This is a genomic window from Bacillus sp. WC2507 (genome assembly GCF_052656125.1).
Genome location: NZ_JBQXPN010000001.1, coordinates 3,180,757 through 3,198,031 on the forward strand (window position 1 = coordinate 3,180,757; position 17,275 = coordinate 3,198,031).

Here is a 17,275-nt window from a genome sequence, read left to right on the forward strand (position 1 = left end):
GAAAACAATTATTTTCTAGCGCTCCATTCATATTCTAACATACTCATTTCCCATAAATTCCAATATGTTTCCCCCACTTTTTTTGACTCTCTTAGTAAGCCTTCTTTTACAAATCCTATTTTTTCATAACATGAAATAGCTGACGTATTAAAATCATAAACACCTAGAGTAACTCTATGTAGTTTTAATTCTTCAAATGCAATTTGCAGTACTGCTTTCATCATATGTTTCCCTATAGAACGCCCTCGCATCTTCGTATCACCAACTAACACTTTTCCAATCCTTGCAGATTTATTTATATTGTCAATTTGTCCAAGTGAGATATGACCAATTACTTTTTTAGTCTCTTCATCTATTACTTTGAATGCAAGTGTATTTGAGCTTTCTATATATTTTTCTAATTGCTGTTCATTTAAAGGGTATGCAAATGCATTTCCTGACCATTGTATTAAAAATTCTTCGGAATCAATCCAATTTATTAATTGTTTGAAATCAGTTCTTGTAAATTGTTTCAGCTTGATCACTCTCATTCTCCTTTCACACAATCTTTTATACACCTTCAAATTTATTTCTATATGAAAAATATATTCCCTTTTAAACAAAATAAAAAGCCATTCATAAGAATGGCTTAGCATCAATAAAGCATAATTACTCTTTATTTGCTACGTCAACACCGTTAAAATCAAACTCATCAGCAACAGTTGTAGCAGGTGGTAAAATTGCTTCAATTTTACAAAGAGATATAATTGCTGCAACTGAACCAGGAATAGCAGCTAGCTTAACAACATCGCAAGTTACAGAAGAAACAGTACCTATATAAGTACGTCCTTCAGTGTTAATTCGCACTGTTTTATTAATTAATTTTTTAAGTTCGTCTCTAATTCCTTGTACACAAGAGCTGTCACATTTCTCATGCTGTTCTTTTTTACACTCTTCAAAAACATCCCAACAATCATCATGTTTACACGTACATTTTTTTCTACAATTATTAAATCGAGAACCCAAATCCTCACCCCCTAATCCTTTCTATTAGTAAAGTATGTCCAATAGCTTAAAAGTGTACGAGACAAAAGCATAGAAACAAAAAAACAAACACTTGTACTAAACTTTTTTTATATATTAAAAACGAATATACTACTGTATGAATACTCAATTCATATACTCCAAATATGTAGCATTATTAGTATAAACGTGCTTTCAACGACAATAACATTCTTTTCTTTATTAATAACAAAACGGACCTCTAACAATTAAAGGCCTGTTTAATGAGTGGACTTGGATTTAATTCTGCTGAATTTAAAATTTAGACAACCTCTTTCTCAAACGAACCTGTTTTTCTTTTAATAAGCCGGCTCCTTTAAGAGGGACCAGCTTTTCCTATTACTTCACATATACATAGGCTTTGTTTGCAGTAATATAGTATGTTTTGCCTTTGCTGTTGTGAAATATACATTAAGAAAAGCGTACTCCAAAATAAGATACTATTTAAAATCAGAACGTTTTCTTCAACAAGTGTTTGTTGATCAATATCATAACCAGCAGTTCTCTCCACTACCTTTTGAAAATTAAGCATAGTTTGTATGAATTCTATATTTAATAGAAAGCACTCTATCATATAAAGGTAAAACAATAGGTTAATAAACAAGCCATTTTTTTACTAAAACATAGAATAATATGAACCCTAATTGAAGGGAGGTATAAAAAAATGTCCTGGAAAAATGATTGCTGGAGTTCTAAGAAAAAACATTGTTGTGATGACTGGTGGAAATCTAAAGAACAGCACCATTGTGATGATGATTGGCGTTCTAAAGAAAAGCATTGCAATGATGATTGGTGGAAATCTAAAGAACAGCACCATTGTGATGATGATTGGCGTTCTAAAGAAAAGCATTGCAATGATGATTGGTGGAAATCTAAAGAACAGCACCATTGTGATGATGATTGGCGTTCTAAACGAAATAAGTGTCGCTGTAAATGTTTCTTTATTTGTTGTCATTGTAAAAGAAAACATTGGTAATATATTAAATGTCAACTTAAAGGAAAGAATATGTCTTTTGGGACCGATAAATACTAGAATATATAAAAAGCTGACTAAATATGAACTGCACCCCAATTGTTAGACACAGTCTAACAATTGGAGGTGCAGTTTTTTTATGACAAAATTTACGAAGGATTCAAGGTTAAAGCTCGTTCAAGGATTTAATCCAAAAACAATTTCTCAAGCAGAATATGCAAAACAGATGCATATTACAAAGGCGCAATTTCAATACTGGTTGCGCTTATACGAACTCCATGGAGAAGAAGGTTTACACGAGGTCTATACAAATTACACCGTAGAGTTTAAACTAAACGTACTAAATTTTATGGCTCAATCGGGTATATCGTTAATGGATACAGCGGCTATATTCATGATTCCTTCTTTTACAACGGTTTATCAATGGAAGAAGCAATTTGAATTAGGTGGCTTAGATGCCCTTGAACCAAAGAAAAAGGGGCGTCCATCCATGAAAAATAAAAACACAAAACAGGATACGAAAAAAATTCCGGCAGAAGGTTCAGTTGAAGCGTTACAAGCTGAATTAGAACGCTTACGTATGGAAAACGCGTATTTAAAAAAGTTGAATGCCTTAGTTCAAAACAAGGAAAAATCACCAAACAAGATAAGGCACAAGTAGTCTATGAATTAAGGCATGAGTTTCAAGTGAAAGAATTAGTAAAGTTAGCGGGTATCCCTCGAAGCACATATTACTTTTATGTAAAACAAATGGATAGAATCGATCCAGATGCGGATTTAAAAGTAGAAATTAAAGCGATTTATGATGAACACGAAGGTCGTTATGGATATCGTCGTATTCGTGATGAATTAGCCAACCGTAATCAAATAGTGAATCATAAAAAGGTGCAACGAATTATGAAAGAGGTAGGTTTAAAATGCCTTGTACGTATGAAAAAATATAAATCTTATAAAGGAACGGTTGGTAAAATTGCACCCCATATTTTAGAGCGTAATTTTACGGCAGATGCGCCAAATGAAAAATGGGTAACCGATATTACGGAATTTAAATTATTCGGTGAGAAACTTTATGTATCCCCTGTATTGGACTTGTATAATGGTGAAATCATTACTTATACAATTGGCTCTAGACCAACATACTCACTTGTTTCAGAAATGTTAGAGACAGCATTAGAATGTTTACCTGAAAGTCACCAACTATTGATGCATTCAGATCAAGGTTGGCATTATCAAATGAAACAGTACCGTCACGCATTACAAGAAAGAGGTATCGTACAAAGTATGTCTCGTAAAGGCAACTGTTATGACAACGCAGTAATGGAGAATTTCTTTGGAATCATGAAGTCTGAATTTCTCTACATAAAAGAGTTTGAAAGTGTAGAGCATTTCGAAATAGAATTAGAAAAATATATAGATTATTATAATACCAAACGGATAAAGGCAAAATTAAAAATGAGTCCGGTACAATACCGGACTCACTTTTATCAAGCTGCCTAATGAACTAACCGTGCCTAACTTTTAGGGGTCACTTCAATATAGTCAGCTTTTTATATATTAACACATAGAGCTTTAAACTGGCATCTATAATTACTAGTTGAGTGGAGTAATGAAAAATAAGCTGACTCTTATTAATCGACTCTTTAATTACTTCACATACAAATAAGCTTATTTACAGCAGTATGTTTTTCCTTTACTATTGTGCACCTTGTATTGTAGTGTTCCTTTAACACTTACTTTTGCATCAATAACAAACTCTAATCATACATTAACAGAACCAGCAACGTCTTTATCCTACCAAGTTGGTGAATCATAGAAACGTAAATTATTCCTTTTAGAAACACCACGTTTTCCTCCAATAGATGAATCTACTGTACTTTTTTATCGAACTTCACATAAAAGAATCGTATTTAATCTATTGCTCTTCGCCAAGATTCAACCAGCCATCTATGAGTTTTAAAAATGTACGCACCATTTTGTCTAACTAAAAGACCACATACACCAAAATCCCGAACACTCGCAAATTCTAATGCTCCTATAAATTTTTGAGCATATAAATTAGGGAATGCACGATTTGTAAGCAAGAATTTCTGACCATTTCGCAATGGAACATTCTAAAATTAGTATTATTATGGAATTTCCTCATATTTTATTAACTTCCTTATTAGAAAAAGATTATTTTATATAGATTACTATAAGCATCCATAAAGCCAAGGCGCCAATGATAGCGAGCACTATACGTGTAGATAGTACCCTTACTTCAAAGTCTGTTTTCTTGGAAGGTTCAGGATATGCAATTATGTAGATTCCCTTTAATAATGCAAGCCATGCAATAAAAGTTAGGAACCCCTGCCAGTTGAATACCCATACATTATGTAGGATTACACTACCTAACCCTAGGAAAATCGATAGAAAACCATACATAATACCAAATCCTCTGTCTTCAACCACTAATTTTTTCAATTCACGTAGTACCGATGGACGTACGAAAAGTATTCCCGATACAATAACCGTTACCCATCCCCAAAACAATCCTAAAAAAGTACTAGTTTCCATTATTAATTCACTCCCCTCAATTATTTATATTTCAGATATTCCCCCCTTTAGAACAATTCCAACATCTTTATATATAGGCGAAATTCTGCTCTTTTTTAATACAAATAGGGCATATTCTATGCCCATCCTTAATCACCTTATTTCTCTACGAAATGAAATTTTCACATCATTCTTCGTCATCATCTATCCGAATCAACCAAAGTCGCTTTGTACTATTACCACACACTTTTTCATAGCTTGGAGCTAACATGCACCGAAGCCAATATAATGATTTATTCGCCTTTTCACTAACCTCTAAAATTGTCCCCTCTTTAATAAAATGATCACCTTGATACAATGTATACTCGCTTGTCCCATGGAATCATCATTATTCCCCTCCCTATTAAAATAGCATTTTTGTTTCAAATGAGGCTCTCATTAATTCGGATGAATTCACCAGTATTTTCACCAAAAAATTCATGATATCTTTAATTAGTGGAGTACTTCATTACTTAACCATTATCTTCAAGAGCCCCATAGACAATCGGGGTTTCTTTTATTTAAATAAAAATTTTGTTTAAACTTTACAAAACTCACCTATATTAAAATATCTTCTAAAATCCCTATTGAACATTTATAATACTTTTAAATGGTTTAAATTCTACAATCAGTAATGGAGGCATTTTAATGGGAAACATCCCAAATGTATCATCACAACAATCAAATCCTAATATACCCTCACAGCAAGTGAACCCTAACACCCAACAAGGTAATAATAAAAAAACAAGACACCGTATTATAACTATTTTGGCTTTAATATTACCTATCATTTTTGTCCTTCAATATTCTCTTAATAACCAACAAGAAATGATTAAAGAAAAACAAATCACGCTTAATACGGAGCAACAAAAATTATCTTCTTTAAAGAAGGATGGTCATTCCCTTAAGAATGATGTTAAAGCTTTAACAGATAGTGAAGAAGAAATTTTAAAATTCGCAAGGAAACTGTATGGATTTTCCAAACCGAATGAAACTATTTTTAAAATAACTGAATAAAATTACACTGCATTACCCAAAAGGCGATTTGAAAATACTCGCCTTTTTATATTTAATTTCTAAAGGAATCATACTAATCTCTCTTTCTATCAAATAAAAATTTTGTTTAATTTACTAAAATACAACCGCTTGTCCATTTCACTTTGCTTTATCATTACATTTACTATTAGTAATACGATTTTTAGAGGTGATAAATAATGGACGAGTTTTTATCTTTTGCTGCACTTAATCCGGGGTCTATTGGACCTACACTTCCACCTGTTCAACCCTTTCAATTCCCTACTGGTCCCACCGGTTCTACAGGAGCTACGGGTTCAACCGGACCAACTGGTTCAACTGGACCAACTGGTTCAACTGGACCAACTGGACCAACTGGACCAACTGGACCAACTGGACCAACTGGACCAACTGGACCAACTGGACCAACTGGATCAACTGGACCAACTGGACCAACTGGATCAACTGGACCAACTGGACCAACTGGATCAACTGGACCAACTGGACCAACTGGATCAACTGGACCAACTGGACCAACTGGATCAACTGGACCAACTGGACCAACTGGATCAACTGGACCAACTGGATTTAATCTTCCTGCTGGGCCTGCATCTATTACTTTGACTTCTAACGAAACCACGACATGTGTATCCACTCAAGGAAATAATACTTTATTTTTTTCGGGTCAAGTATTAGTAAACGGTAGTCCTACTCCAGGAGTAGTGGTCAGTTTTTCATTTAGTAATCCTTCTCTTGCTTTCATGGTTCCTCTTGCTGTCATTACAAATGCTTCAGGTAACTTTACCGCTGTATTTCTAGCCGCTAATGGGCCTGGAACAGTAACCGTTACTGCTTCACTTCTTGATTCTCCTGGAACAATGGCTAGCGTCACTATTACCATTGTGAATTGTCCGTAATGGTTTTATCTTTAAGTACTAAGCAATTTCTGATAAGATGAGCACTGATTTACAGTGCTCATCTTATCATTGGGATGTTCCTTTCAAATGAAATTTCGAAACACCCTACTAAAATAAAGCTTTTATTAAGAACTAATGACCTTTATATTTCTTAAACTCGTCATCACAAGTGATTTTTATAATTAGTTAAATTCTCAATATAGTTTATGTATATAATTCCATTCAAAGAAACATAATACCCACGTAACTATTTAAAAAGGAGCTACATAACATGGATAAAAAAAATCTATTAAGTCAACAACTTGATTATGTGTCATCGGATGCGCTGAATACTCCTAGTAAAGCCCAAGAGCAAATGCAAGAAACATCTCAGGAGGCACATGATTCAAACAAAAAGGACAGTACTCAAGCTTTACATGGCGACGATTTACCAATTTCAGATGTATATAGAACAACGAACAAGCAGTAAATTTGAAAGGGAAAAATCTTAAGAACGAGTGAACTTAATTCTTTTCCCTTTTCCTATTTAATTAACACTTTTATATGAAAACCGTACACATTTTTGACACATCCACTATCACAATCTCCTGAAAATTCGTGATAATATTAATTTGTCGAATACGCCAAATTTCGACATTGAACGACAATGATATCTCCTTTATTGAATCCCTGTCCCCCAGGGATCTCTCCTTTTATTCATTACTTTTTTCTTCACTAAATTTTCATTCTTAACAAAATTCAATTACTCCATTGGATAGATATGCAACAGTATCCTATTTTGATAAAAACTAAAAACAAACAGACATACTTAACACTAATAGTAGATTTTTTAACTTCAAATTTACTTTTTCTCTCTTATCTTTTTGTAAACATTAAAAATGAGCTCTATTTACATAGAGCTCATTCGTAATTTTATAGTTTGCTAGACTGTAACCCCTGAATAAACGGAACTATTTCAGGATTTACAAGTGATGATAAATCCCCTAATTCTTTTCCTAAGTAAGCAGCTTTAATGACGCGTCGCATTACTTTAGAATTACGTGTTTTTGGTAAATCTTCTACAACGTGAATATCTTTTGGACACAATGCTTTTCCGATATGAGAGTTTACTAAACTCATTAATTCTTTCTTTAACTCTCCTGTGAATGTTACATTGTCCCTTAATACTACAAAACAATGACAAACTTCACCTTTTACATCATCAGGTACACCAATCGCGGCAGCTTCTATGACATCATTATGCTTCACAAGAATAGATTCATATTCTGCAGGTCCAATACGTTTTCCAGCAATGTTTAACGTATCATCTGAGCGTCCTGTAATAATATATTGCTCACCATCATAAATCACCCAGTCACCATGAACCCATTTATTTTCAAAACGTGACCAATATGTGTTCACATAGCGTTCATCGTCTTCCCAGAAGCTTTTCGTCATACCAACCCAAGGTTTCTCTAAACATAATTCTCCAACTTCATCACGAATTGGATTACCTTGATCATCGAGCACAACCGCTGCCATTCCTGGTAAAGAAGCGTTAAAGCTAATCGGTGCAATTGGTTTAATAAGGACGTTTCCGAAAATTCCACCAGAAATTTCAGTACCGCCTGAATAGTTACAAATTGGTACATTACTTTTTCCAACTGTTTCAAATAGCCACATCCAAGGATCTGGATTCCAAGGTTCACCTGTTGAGGCGAATACTTCTAAACTCTTAAGCGAATGTTTATTTACATACTCATCACCTTTTGCCATTAACGCACGAATTAAAGTTGGTGATATACCGAGATGTGTAATTTCATATTTATCAACTGTCTCCCATAAACGATCTGCCTCTGGAAAGTCAGGAACACCTTCGTACATAACCATCGTTGCTCCATTTATGAGAGAGCCGAATAGTAGAAATGGTCCCATCATCCATCCCATATCAGTTACCCATAATACGCGGTCACCTTGTTTGATATTCATTCCAAATCCTGCATCAAATGCAGCTTTCAAAGGGAAACCAGCATGTGTATGTACTGTTCCTTTCGGTTTCCCAGTTGTACCTGATGTGTAAATGAGCATTAACGGATCATCACTATGCATTTCTTCAGCATGTGTAAATGGTTTTTCTTTTTCTAGCGTACTCCATGAGAAATCGTAATGATGCGGTGTAAAATCATTTCCTGCATGACGAACGATAACAACTTTTTCAACAGTTGGACAATGCTCACAAGCTTTATCTACTTCATCTTTTAATGAAACAATTTTACCGCGGCGTGAAAAACCATCTGCAGTAATGATCATTTTTGATCCTGCCGCTTGCACGCGAGTCATGACTGCATCAGACGCAAATCCTGAGAAAATTGGTGAAATAATTGCTCCGATTTTCATAACAGCTAGCATCGCAACAACTGTTTCTGGAATCATCGGCATATAAATTGTTACACGGTCACCTTTTTCAATACCCGCATGTCTCAAACCGTTTGCAACGCGACTTACCCAGCTGTCAAGTTCTTCATATGTAAATGATTTTGAAGTTCCATTTTCCCCTTCATACTGAAGTGCTGGTTGCGTTCTTGTTTCATCATCTGCAAGCCAGCGTGATAAAACCGATTCTACAACGTTACATGTTCCGCCATTATACCACTGTGCAAACGGCGTACCATTTTCTAAATCTAGCACTTCTGTATAAGGTTTCATCCATTGATAGCCAACCGCTTTCTCAGCTTCTCCCCAAAACCAAGCTGTTTCTTCAATAGATTTATTATAAAACGTTTCATAATCTTCATAGCCCAATGATTTCATCCAACCATATAAACGCGTTTTTTCTTTATACTCTTCTGTTGGAAACCAAACTGCTTGTTTCAATGTTTTCCCCTCCTTGACTTTTGAGCAAGAAAGCCCTAAATAGGGCTTTTAAACTGGATAAACTGGATGTTTACGATCCGTAAATACTTGATATTTACTCATATACATTTCGAATCGTCCTTTTAACTCTTCTCGTAAATTGTTTGGATGAACAATACCATCAATGACCATCTCTGATGCTAAATGGTAAATATCAATATCTTTCTTATACTCTTCGCGCTTTTCAGCAATGAAGCTATCACGCTCTTCTTCTGGTAAAGCTGCAATCTTATTTGCATATACAGCATTGACCGCGGCTTCTGGACCCATTACCGCAATAGAAGCTGTCGGTAATGCTAGGCAGCAATCTGGTTCAAAAGCTGGACCTGCCATCGCATATAAACCAGCACCATATGCTTTACGAACAACGATAGAAATTTTCGGTACAGTTGCTTCACTCATTGCAGAAATCATTTTTGCACCGTGGCGAATAATACCAGCACGCTCTACTTTTGTACCAATCATAAATCCAGGTACATCTGCAAGGAATAATAATGGAATATGATACGCATCGCATAAATTAATAAATTTCGCTGCTTTATCAGCTGAATCGTGGAATAATACGCCGCCTTTCATACGCGGTTGATTTGCAATAATACCAACTGGCTTACCATCAATACGTGCTAAACCTGTAATGAGTTCTTGAGCAAATAGTTTTTTCACTTCATAGAAAGAACCTTCATCAATAACTCTATTAATGAGATCTTTCATATTGAAAGGAGCATTTTGATTTTCTGGAATGATTTGTTCTAACGTTTTATCGAATTGTTTCGGTTCTTGAGGTGTAACCAATGGAGTCTTTTCTAAGTAGTTGTTTGGAAAATATGAAATGTATTGTCTTGCTTGTGTAATCGCATCTTCTTCGGTCTTACATAAAACATCTCCGCATCCTGATACAGAGCAATGCATACGTGCTCCGCCCATTTCTTCTAAGGTTACCTTCTCGCCGATAACCATCTCAGCCATACGAGGAGACCCTAAATACATAGATGCATTTCCTTCCACCATCATAACAACATCACAAAAGGCTGGAATATATGCGCCACCAGCTGCAGAAGGTCCAAATAATAAGCATACCTGCGGAACTTTACCTGATAATTTCACTTGATTATAGAAAATTCTTCCTGCACCACGGCGCCCTGGGAACATTTCAACTTGATCAGTAATACGCGCTCCAGCAGAGTCAACTAAATAAAATAACGGAACACGTAATTTTTCTGCCGTTTCTTGAATACGTAAAATCTTTTCAACTGTACGCGCCCCCCATGATCCAGCTTTTACAGTTGAATCATTTGCCATCACGCATGCCATACGACCATGTATTTTACCCGTTGCCGTTATAACACCATCAGCAGGTAATCCAGTTTGTTCACAGTTTGCAAATAATGCATCTTCTACATATTCACCATTATCAAATAAAAGCGCTAAACGATCTCGAACGAATAGTTTTCCCTTTGCTTTGTTTTGTTCATGATATTTTGGTGCGCCGCCTTGTTTAATCGTTTCAACTCGTTCTTCAAATGTATTCGATTGTTGTTTTTGGTCTAACATATTTACTCCCCCTTATACATTGGTGTGCGTTTTTCCTTGAATGCTTGTAATCCTTCTAATCTATCTTTCGTATGGATTACACCTTCATACGCTTGTTTTTCCATTTGTAATCCGGTATGTAAATCAACTTGAATACCGTTTGAAATTGCTTCTTTTGCTAATCGAACAGCAATAGGACCATTACTAGCAATTTTCTCTGCTATTTCAATTGCTTTCTCTTCAAGTAAATGAGCTGGTACAACAAATTCTACTAAACCATATTCTTTTGCTTCTTGCGCCGAAATACGTCTTCCTGTATAAACTAATTCCTTCGCTCTACCAACACCAATTAATCTTGGCAAACGCTGCGTACCACCTGCTCCTGGTATAATTGCAAGTGTAGTTTCAGTAAGACCAAGACTTGCAGATTCAGCCGCAATTCTAAAATCACAAGCTAAACTTAATTCCGTACCACCACCAAGTGCGATTCCATTTATAGCAGCGATAACTGGCTGTGGTAATTGTTCAACCATTTCCATAGTGGTGCGAATCATACTAACAGCATGACGAACTTGTTCTTCATTCATGCCAGCGCGTTCTTTTAAATCAGCACCAGCACAAAATGCTTTTTCACCAGCACCTGTTAGAATAACTACTCTAGTATTTGACTCTTCACTTATTTGAGTTAATATGTTTTGTAACTCTTCTAATAACGTTAAAGATAATGAGTTTGCTTGTCTTTCACGATTTAATGAAATCTTTACAACGTGAGGTGTTACATAATCAACTGAAATGTTTTGTAATTGTAGCATCTTCTCACCTACTTATCGTTTTATGTTGAAGCGCTCTATACACATGACTTGGTAATTGGATATTTAACTTACTTTGAATAAATTGACTCGCTCTCAATAACTTCTCTTCATCAATATTCGTTTGGACCCCTAACTTATGGAGCATATAAACTAAGTCATCAGTTGCAACATTACCTGATGCTCCAGGTGCATATGGACAACCCCCAAGGCCACCACAAGAACTATCAAATGTTGTAATACCGTATTCTAAAGACTTAACTACATTCGCCAGAGCCATACCGTACGTATTATGGAAATGCATTGCAAACTGCGAAGCATCGTATTTCTTTAATAGATGTTCTAATACTCGCTCTACTTGTAGTGGATTCGCTACACCGATCGTGTCACCAAGCGAGACTTCATAAATGCCGTATGAAAATAGTTGATTACATAATTCGTCAACTGCTGCGGTACTTATATCCCCTTCATAAGGACATCCAAATACAGTAGAAACATAGCCTCTTACCTTTTTCCCTTCGAATAATGCCTGTTTTGTTATATCTTCAATTACAACTAATGCTTCTTTAATTGATTTATTAATATTACTTTTATTATGAGATTCACTTGCTGATAAAAAAACATTCACCTCATCTACATTTTGCAAAAAAGCTCGTTCCAAACCATTTTGATTTGGAACAAGCGCTGCATATGTAACATTTGGATCCCTTTTTAGCTCAGAAAACACATCATTTGCATCTGCTAATGCAGGGACCCATTTAGGGTGAACGAATGAGGAAACTTCAACGTACGATAATCCCGCCTCTGTAAGTAGTTGAATCCATTTTACTTTATCTTTTGTGCCAACAATCTTTTTTTCATTTTGTAAGCCATCGCGTGGTCCGACTTCTTTAATGACAGCAAAATTAGGTAGTTTCAATTCGCTTCCCCCTATATCTCCCTATTCAATTTCTAGTAATACATCTCCTTCATTTACAAAATCGCCTTCTTGCACATTAATTTTCATAACTGTGCCAGCTTCTTCTGAAACGATTGGAATTTCCATTTTCATAGATTCCAAAATGACGACATCCTGCTCTTCCTCTACTGTATCTCCTACTCCTACAACAATCTTCCATACATTTCCTGCCATCGATGCATATACTTTCGTCATCATTTTTTCCCCCTTAATATTTTTAAATCTTATTTTTTAACAAGTTGTTTCGTTACAAAACCTGTTGTATAAATACCACTTTTGAACACATCGTCTTCCAATACTTGAATTAGCATTGGTGTGTTCGTTTTAATGCCTTCTACTTTTAACTCTTCTAAAGCATCATGTAATTTCGAAATTGCTTCTTCACGAGTTTCACCATGAGCAATAACTTTCGCAATCATTGGATCGTAGAAAGGTGTAATCGTTACTTGATTCTCCAAAAAGTGATCAATACGTACATTTTTTGGAAGCGTTAAATCTGTAATTTTCCCAGGTGATGGGAAGAAAGTTTTCGGATCTTCTGCATAAATACGTGCCTCAATGGCATGACCACTACGTTTTACATCATCTTGTGTAAACGATAATTTCTCACCATATGCAATTAGAAGTTGTTGTTCTACAAGATCTAAACCAGTAATTTCTTCTGTAACTGGATGCTCTACTTGTAATCTCGTATTCATCTCTAAGAAATAGAAGTTCTTCTGATCATCTACAAGAAACTCAACTGTACCTGCATTTGTATAACCTAGAGCTTTGGCAGCTTGTACAGCAACTTCACCCATCGCTTTTCGCGTACCTTCATCTAAAAATGGTGAAGGTGCTTCTTCAATTACTTTCTGATTTCGGCGCTGCACTGAACATTCACGCTCCCATAAATACACTGTGTTACCATGTGTATCTGCTAAAAGCTGAATTTCAATATGATGTGCATCTGCAATATAGCGCTCTAGGTACATTTCTCCGTTACCGAAGAAGTTTTGTGCTCTTGTTTTGTTACTTTCAAATGCTTTGGTGAGCGTTTGCTCAGTTTCCATCAACTGCATTCCAATGCCTCCGCCGCCTGCGGATGCCTTCAGCATTAATGGATAACCAATTTGTTTCGCAATTTCAATTGCTTCTTCAGCAGTTTCAATATTTGTAGTAATACCTGGAACTACTGGGACATCTGCAGCTTGCATCGCGATACGTGATTCGATTTTACTTCCCATCTTCGTAATGATTTCTTCTGAAGGACCGATAAATACGATTCCTTCTTCTCTACAGCGAACCGGAAAAGATGGATTCTCTGATAATAATCCATATCCAGGATGGATTGCTTCAGCATTTGTCTTCTTAGCTATTTCAATAATTTTTTCAAGGTTTAAATAGCTTTCTTGGACACGTGGCCCACCTACTAAGTAAGCTTCATTTGCCATCTTTACATGAAGTGCATTTTCATCTGCTTCAGAATAAATAGCAACTGTGCGAATACCAAGTTTTTGACAAGTTTTCATAATACGAACTGCGATTTCTCCGCGATTTGCAATTAATATTTTTTGAAACATAGTGATTCCTCCTTTTTATCTACATCCTAAATGTCTTGCAATTACGAGACGTTGAATTTCAGAAGTTCCTTCACCAATTTCTAATAATTTTGCATCACGAATATGTCGTTCTACTTCATATTCACGCATATAGCCGTATCCACCGTGAATTTGTACCGCTTGATTTGCAATACGACTAGCAGCCTCAGATGCGAAAAGTTTTGCCATAGCCGCTTCTTTACCGAAAGGTTTATCGTTATCTTTTAACCAAGCTGCTTTATGTACTAAATTACGTGCTAGCTCTACTTCAGTCGCCATATCAGCTAATTTAAATTGAATCGCTTGGAAATTAGAAATTGACTTTCCAAATTGTTGACGTTCTTTCGCATATTGCAGTGCACGTTCAAATGCAGATTGCGCAATACCAACAGCTAATGCTGCGATTGAAATACGTCCTCCATCAAGTGTATATAAGAATTGTTTAAATCCTTTATTTACATCACCAAGAATATTTTCTTTCGGTACACGTACACTATCAAGTACGATTTCACACGTATTAGAAGCACGAACACCCATCTTATCGTAAGGACTTGAGATTGTTAATCCTTCGCTTGTAGTCGGTACAATAAATGCCGAAATGCGTTTTCTACCATTGTCTTCAACACCGTTGACAGCGGTTACAATAATTGTATTTGCATACTCTGCATTTGTAATCCAACACTTCTCACCACTAATAACATACTCGTCTCCATCTAATACAGCTTTCGTTTGTGTACCACCTGCATCAGATCCAGCGTTCGGCTCAGTTAATCCGAAAGCACCTAAAGTTTTACCTGATGCCATTGGAACTAAATATTTCTGTTTTTGTTCTTCTGTACCGAAATAATAAATTGGAGAAGCACCTAATGAAATTGTTGCAGCGTAACTTAATCCTGTCCCACCACAAGCACGACCAATTTCTTCAACTGCTAACGCGTACGATACAGTATCGCCACCTGAACCTCCATACTCTTCAGGGAATGGGATTCCTAATAATCCTAGTTCGCCCATTTTTTGAAATGTTTCATATGGAAATTCCGCAGTTTTGTCATAATATACAGCTTTCGGTGCGATTTCCTTTTCAGCAAAGTCACGTACCATTTCTTTAATCATTTGTTTTTCGCGAGTTAGAGTAAATTCCATTCCGCTACACACCCCTTATCGAATATTGAGTTTCGACAGCGTGCGAGTTTCTACTACAAACATTACTACTTAAAGACAAGAATATTAGTTAGATAATTGTTATAATTCTGTCATAACCTAATTTTAAAACAGATTCTGTACTAATGCACAAAAAAATTCCTACATTGTTCTACAACAACATAGGAGTTTTCTTGTCGAATTATGTAATTTAATGTTTAATAATCTCTACCTTTTCCCGAATCTGAAATCTCTACTAAAGATTCAGGGTATGGTTCAAAATATGTTTGTCTTAATAAATACTTTTCATCAAATCGAAGAGCCCACGATTTTAAAATTGCAAGTAAGCTACTGAGCGGGACTTTCTTTTCTATATACTTTTGTATCAAATCTAAAAAATGATCTTTTTCTTGTTTTTTCAGCTTAGTTTTAAAATATCCAAAAATATGCTCACATACATTTACATTCGATGTATAGCGGGGTGTGCGCATAAATAATTCATATAAAGTCTTCTCATAGTTTTCAAATACCACTTCAATCGTTTCATTTTTTTGATTTGCAATAATACGCCCTAATTCCTTTTGTTTTACCTGATTATATGCCATAAATAAATATTTATTGTCCGACTGAAACGATACAAGGTCTTTCATATTTTTATTATGTTTAATCCCTTTGTAATATGCGATTGTAAATAACCTTGTAAAGAAATGTTCTCTAATAATAAAATTCGACAATCTACCTTCTTCTTCAATTGGAAGATGCGAAAATTTTTTTATTACTGCTCCGCCAAATAATCCAGATCCCTTTCCTTTTGCTGGCGCTTTTTCAAAACCAGAATAAATTTTCACATCACGTGTACCACAACTTGGCGAACGATTCTTTAAAATAAAACCATCCACATCGGATATCGTTTGTAAAAAGTCATTTGAAAACTGCTCCATTTTTTTAGTTACATCTTCACGCGTCGACGGTTGCACAAGTCTATTTACGCCATTTTCTTCTACTATTCGTATCGTTTCGCGAGGAATGCCTAAACCAATTTCTACTTCTGGACAAACCGGGATAAACGTAACAAATGGCTGTAAATTTCGTATTGTTAAATCTGGAATCATCTCTGCATTATAACGACAAGCATCAAATTCTAAACATTTACTTACAACAATTTTCGGTTTAGCAAATTGGCGCATCATATTACCTCCGTGGTGTTAATCCGTACAATATAAATTGAATCGTATTTTCAATTTCCACTTCATCATCCCATTTTTCTTCAGGCAATAATAAAAATCGTGTTAATAATAAACCTAATACAGCTGATAAAGTAAGTCGTAATATGGAAGATGGTGGCATCTCAATAATTTCACCTTTTTCTTGAAACTTTACAATCAACTTTTTAAAATGTGAAAGTAACTCTGTTTCTACTAAATGTTGTATTTCATTTTTCAGTTCTGGTTGAAATGGCACTTCTTGAATCAATATTTTTATCATTGGAAAATGCTTTTTTGCAAATTCAAATCTATTATGAATAACAACTCTTAGAAGCCCTTCATATGATTCATACTCTGATTTAAATATTTCCTTTGCGAAGGCTTGTAAGAAAAATGGTGCAGCAAACTTTGTTAATGTCGGCATGACGACTGCTAACAATAAATCTTTTTTCGTTTTATAGTAGCGGAAGATTGTTCCTTCCGCTACACCAGCCCGCTTTGCAATTTCACTTGTTGAAGTTGAAGCATACCCCTTTTCACCAAACATATCAACAGCTGCCTCTAATATACGCATTTGACGTTCATTTCGTTTATCCGTATTTGTTGCGGCAATTAATTCTTCCAGCCAATCCTTCTTCATCTATA

The 17,275-nt window shown here is 35.4% G+C and carries 18 protein-coding genes and 3 pseudogenes; 5 read left to right on the top strand and 16 right to left on the bottom strand.

Going from position 1 to position 17,275, the window contains the following annotated elements; translation table 11 throughout:
* Nucleotides 1-8: 8 nt before the first annotated feature.
* Entirely contained in the window at nucleotides 9-530 is a 522-nt protein-coding gene (locus ACUN28_RS17000) for a GNAT family N-acetyltransferase (RefSeq protein WP_080117972.1), read from the bottom strand.
* A 118-nt stretch (nucleotides 531-648) separates the two neighbouring features.
* Nucleotides 649-1,005, bottom strand: coding sequence for a hypothetical protein (locus ACUN28_RS17005; RefSeq protein WP_000535579.1), 357 nt, complete (start codon nucleotides 1,003-1,005; stop codon nucleotides 649-651).
* A gap of 680 nt (nucleotides 1,006-1,685) precedes the next feature.
* Here ACUN28_RS17005 and ACUN28_RS17010 point away from each other — a divergent pair.
* Together ACUN28_RS17010 and ACUN28_RS17015 are read left to right on the top strand one after the other, a co-directional pair.
* Nucleotides 1,686-2,120, top strand: coding sequence for a hypothetical protein (locus ACUN28_RS17010; RefSeq protein WP_189638201.1), 435 nt, complete (start codon nucleotides 1,686-1,688; stop codon nucleotides 2,118-2,120).
* 33 nt (nucleotides 2,121-2,153) lie between these two features.
* Nucleotides 2,154-3,511 (top strand): IS3 family transposase gene (locus ACUN28_RS17015; RefSeq protein ID WP_445423405.1). Its coding sequence is split into 2 segments (ribosomal slippage): nucleotides 2,154-2,610 and nucleotides 2,610-3,511, totalling 1,359 coding nucleotides; the frame shifts between segments, so codons are not numbered across the junction.
* A gap of 168 nt (nucleotides 3,512-3,679) precedes the next feature.
* Here the strand turns inward: ACUN28_RS17015 and ACUN28_RS17020 are convergent.
* The 3 genes and pseudogenes from ACUN28_RS17020 to ACUN28_RS17030 form a co-directional block, all read right to left on the bottom strand.
* A pseudogene (locus tag ACUN28_RS17020) lies at nucleotides 3,680-3,959 on the bottom strand (N-acetylmuramoyl-L-alanine amidase); the annotation flags it as partial.
* Nucleotides 3,952-4,129 (bottom strand): annotated as a pseudogene (locus ACUN28_RS17025) (terminase large subunit); the annotation flags it as partial. The pseudogenes ACUN28_RS17020 and ACUN28_RS17025, both read right to left, overlap by 8 nt.
* A 57-nt stretch (nucleotides 4,130-4,186) precedes the next feature.
* The gene (locus ACUN28_RS17030; protein ID WP_000450249.1) at nucleotides 4,187-4,567 is read right to left on the bottom strand and encodes a hypothetical protein; all 381 of its coding nucleotides are present in this window, start codon (nucleotides 4,565-4,567) and stop codon (nucleotides 4,187-4,189) included.
* 666 nt (nucleotides 4,568-5,233) lie between these two features.
* Between ACUN28_RS17030 and ACUN28_RS17035 the strand changes: the two genes are divergently transcribed.
* Together ACUN28_RS17035 and ACUN28_RS17040 are read left to right on the top strand one after the other, a co-directional pair.
* Nucleotides 5,234-5,602, top strand: a complete 369-nt coding sequence (locus ACUN28_RS17035; protein WP_016087800.1) for an FtsB family cell division protein — start codon at nucleotides 5,234-5,236, stop codon at nucleotides 5,600-5,602.
* Nucleotides 5,603-5,799: 197 nt separating this feature from the next.
* Nucleotides 5,800-5,856 (top strand): annotated as a pseudogene (locus ACUN28_RS17040) (exosporium leader peptide-containing protein); the annotation flags it as partial.
* 17 nt (nucleotides 5,857-5,873) lie between these two features.
* Here ACUN28_RS17040 and ACUN28_RS17045 read toward each other — a convergent pair.
* Both ACUN28_RS17045 and ACUN28_RS17050 read right to left on the bottom strand, forming a co-directional pair.
* Entirely contained in the window at nucleotides 5,874-6,239 is a 366-nt protein-coding gene (locus ACUN28_RS17045) for a hypothetical protein (protein ID WP_445423406.1), read from the bottom strand.
* A gap of 45 nt (nucleotides 6,240-6,284) precedes the next feature.
* Nucleotides 6,285-6,500: a hypothetical protein gene (locus ACUN28_RS17050; RefSeq protein ID WP_000237380.1), complete on the bottom strand. Its 216-nt coding sequence runs from the start codon at nucleotides 6,498-6,500 to the stop codon at nucleotides 6,285-6,287.
* Between the two features lie 287 nt (nucleotides 6,501-6,787).
* Between ACUN28_RS17050 and ACUN28_RS17055 the strand changes: the two genes are divergently transcribed.
* Nucleotides 6,788-6,985, top strand: a complete 198-nt coding sequence (locus tag ACUN28_RS17055; RefSeq protein WP_000358738.1) for a hypothetical protein — start codon at nucleotides 6,788-6,790, stop codon at nucleotides 6,983-6,985.
* A gap of 443 nt (nucleotides 6,986-7,428) precedes the next feature.
* Here the strand turns inward: ACUN28_RS17055 and ACUN28_RS17060 are convergent, their stop codons facing one another.
* The 9 genes from ACUN28_RS17060 to ACUN28_RS17100 all read right to left on the bottom strand — a co-directional run bounded on the left by ACUN28_RS17060 (nucleotide 7,429) and on the right by ACUN28_RS17100 (nucleotide 17,270).
* The gene (locus ACUN28_RS17060) at nucleotides 7,429-9,369 is read right to left on the bottom strand and encodes an AMP-binding protein (protein WP_016087803.1); all 1,941 of its coding nucleotides are present in this window, start codon (nucleotides 9,367-9,369) and stop codon (nucleotides 7,429-7,431) included.
* Between the two features lie 48 nt (nucleotides 9,370-9,417).
* A complete protein-coding gene (locus tag ACUN28_RS17065) occupies nucleotides 9,418-10,959 on the bottom strand; it encodes an acyl-CoA carboxylase subunit beta (protein ID WP_000886749.1) in 1,542 nt (513 codons plus the stop codon).
* Between the two features lie 2 nt (nucleotides 10,960-10,961).
* Nucleotides 10,962-11,750: an enoyl-CoA hydratase gene (locus ACUN28_RS17070; RefSeq protein WP_016087804.1), complete on the bottom strand. Its 789-nt coding sequence runs from the start codon at nucleotides 11,748-11,750 to the stop codon at nucleotides 10,962-10,964.
* 4 nt (nucleotides 11,751-11,754) lie between these two features.
* Nucleotides 11,755-12,666, bottom strand: a complete 912-nt coding sequence (gene mvaB / locus ACUN28_RS17075) for a hydroxymethylglutaryl-CoA lyase (RefSeq protein ID WP_016087805.1) — start codon at nucleotides 12,664-12,666, stop codon at nucleotides 11,755-11,757.
* 21 nt (nucleotides 12,667-12,687) lie between these two features.
* The gene (locus ACUN28_RS17080; protein ID WP_001985297.1) at nucleotides 12,688-12,903 is read right to left on the bottom strand and encodes an acetyl-CoA carboxylase biotin carboxyl carrier protein subunit; all 216 of its coding nucleotides are present in this window, start codon (nucleotides 12,901-12,903) and stop codon (nucleotides 12,688-12,690) included.
* 26 nt (nucleotides 12,904-12,929) lie between these two features.
* A complete protein-coding gene (locus tag ACUN28_RS17085; RefSeq protein ID WP_016087806.1) occupies nucleotides 12,930-14,267 on the bottom strand; it encodes an acetyl-CoA carboxylase biotin carboxylase subunit in 1,338 nt (445 codons plus the stop codon).
* Between the two features lie 15 nt (nucleotides 14,268-14,282).
* Nucleotides 14,283-15,428 carry an acyl-CoA dehydrogenase gene (locus tag ACUN28_RS17090; RefSeq protein ID WP_016087807.1) on the bottom strand — a complete coding sequence of 382 codons (1,146 nt, stop codon included), beginning with the start codon at nucleotides 15,426-15,428 and terminating at the stop codon, nucleotides 14,283-14,285.
* A 215-nt stretch (nucleotides 15,429-15,643) separates the two neighbouring features.
* Entirely contained in the window at nucleotides 15,644-16,612 is a 969-nt protein-coding gene (locus ACUN28_RS17095; protein WP_016087808.1) for a YbgA family protein, read from the bottom strand.
* Nucleotides 16,613-16,616: 4 nt separating this feature from the next.
* Nucleotides 16,617-17,270: a TetR/AcrR family transcriptional regulator gene (locus tag ACUN28_RS17100; protein ID WP_016087809.1), complete on the bottom strand. Its 654-nt coding sequence runs from the start codon at nucleotides 17,268-17,270 to the stop codon at nucleotides 16,617-16,619.
* Between the last annotated feature and the right edge of the window lie 5 nt (nucleotides 17,271-17,275).

Coding starts and splice junctions, on each gene's coding strand:
- ACUN28_RS17000 (WP_080117972.1), bottom strand. CDS start 530: ATGAGAGTGATCAAGCTGAAACAATTTACAAGAACTGATTTCAAACAA.
- ACUN28_RS17030 (WP_000450249.1), bottom strand. CDS start 4,567: ATGGAAACTAGTACTTTTTTAGGATTGTTTTGGGGATGGGTAACGGTT.
- ACUN28_RS17035 (WP_016087800.1), top strand. CDS start 5,234: ATGGGAAACATCCCAAATGTATCATCACAACAATCAAATCCTAATATA.
- ACUN28_RS17050 (WP_000237380.1), bottom strand. CDS start 6,500: ATGGTAATAGTGACGCTAGCCATTGTTCCAGGAGAATCAAGAAGTGAA.
- ACUN28_RS17055 (WP_000358738.1), top strand. CDS start 6,788: ATGGATAAAAAAAATCTATTAAGTCAACAACTTGATTATGTGTCATCG.
- ACUN28_RS17065 (WP_000886749.1), bottom strand. CDS start 10,959: ATGTTAGACCAAAAACAACAATCGAATACATTTGAAGAACGAGTTGAA.
- ACUN28_RS17070 (WP_016087804.1), bottom strand. CDS start 11,750: ATGCTACAATTACAAAACATTTCAGTTGATTATGTAACACCTCACGTT.
- ACUN28_RS17080 (WP_001985297.1), bottom strand. CDS start 12,903: ATGATGACGAAAGTATATGCATCGATGGCAGGAAATGTATGGAAGATT.
- ACUN28_RS17085 (WP_016087806.1), bottom strand. CDS start 14,267: ATGTTTCAAAAAATATTAATTGCAAATCGCGGAGAAATCGCAGTTCGT.
- ACUN28_RS17090 (WP_016087807.1), bottom strand. CDS start 15,428: ATGGAATTTACTCTAACTCGCGAAAAACAAATGATTAAAGAAATGGTA.
- ACUN28_RS17095 (WP_016087808.1), bottom strand. CDS start 16,612: ATGCGCCAATTTGCTAAACCGAAAATTGTTGTAAGTAAATGTTTAGAA.
- ACUN28_RS17100 (WP_016087809.1), bottom strand. CDS start 17,270: ATGAAGAAGGATTGGCTGGAAGAATTAATTGCCGCAACAAATACGGAT.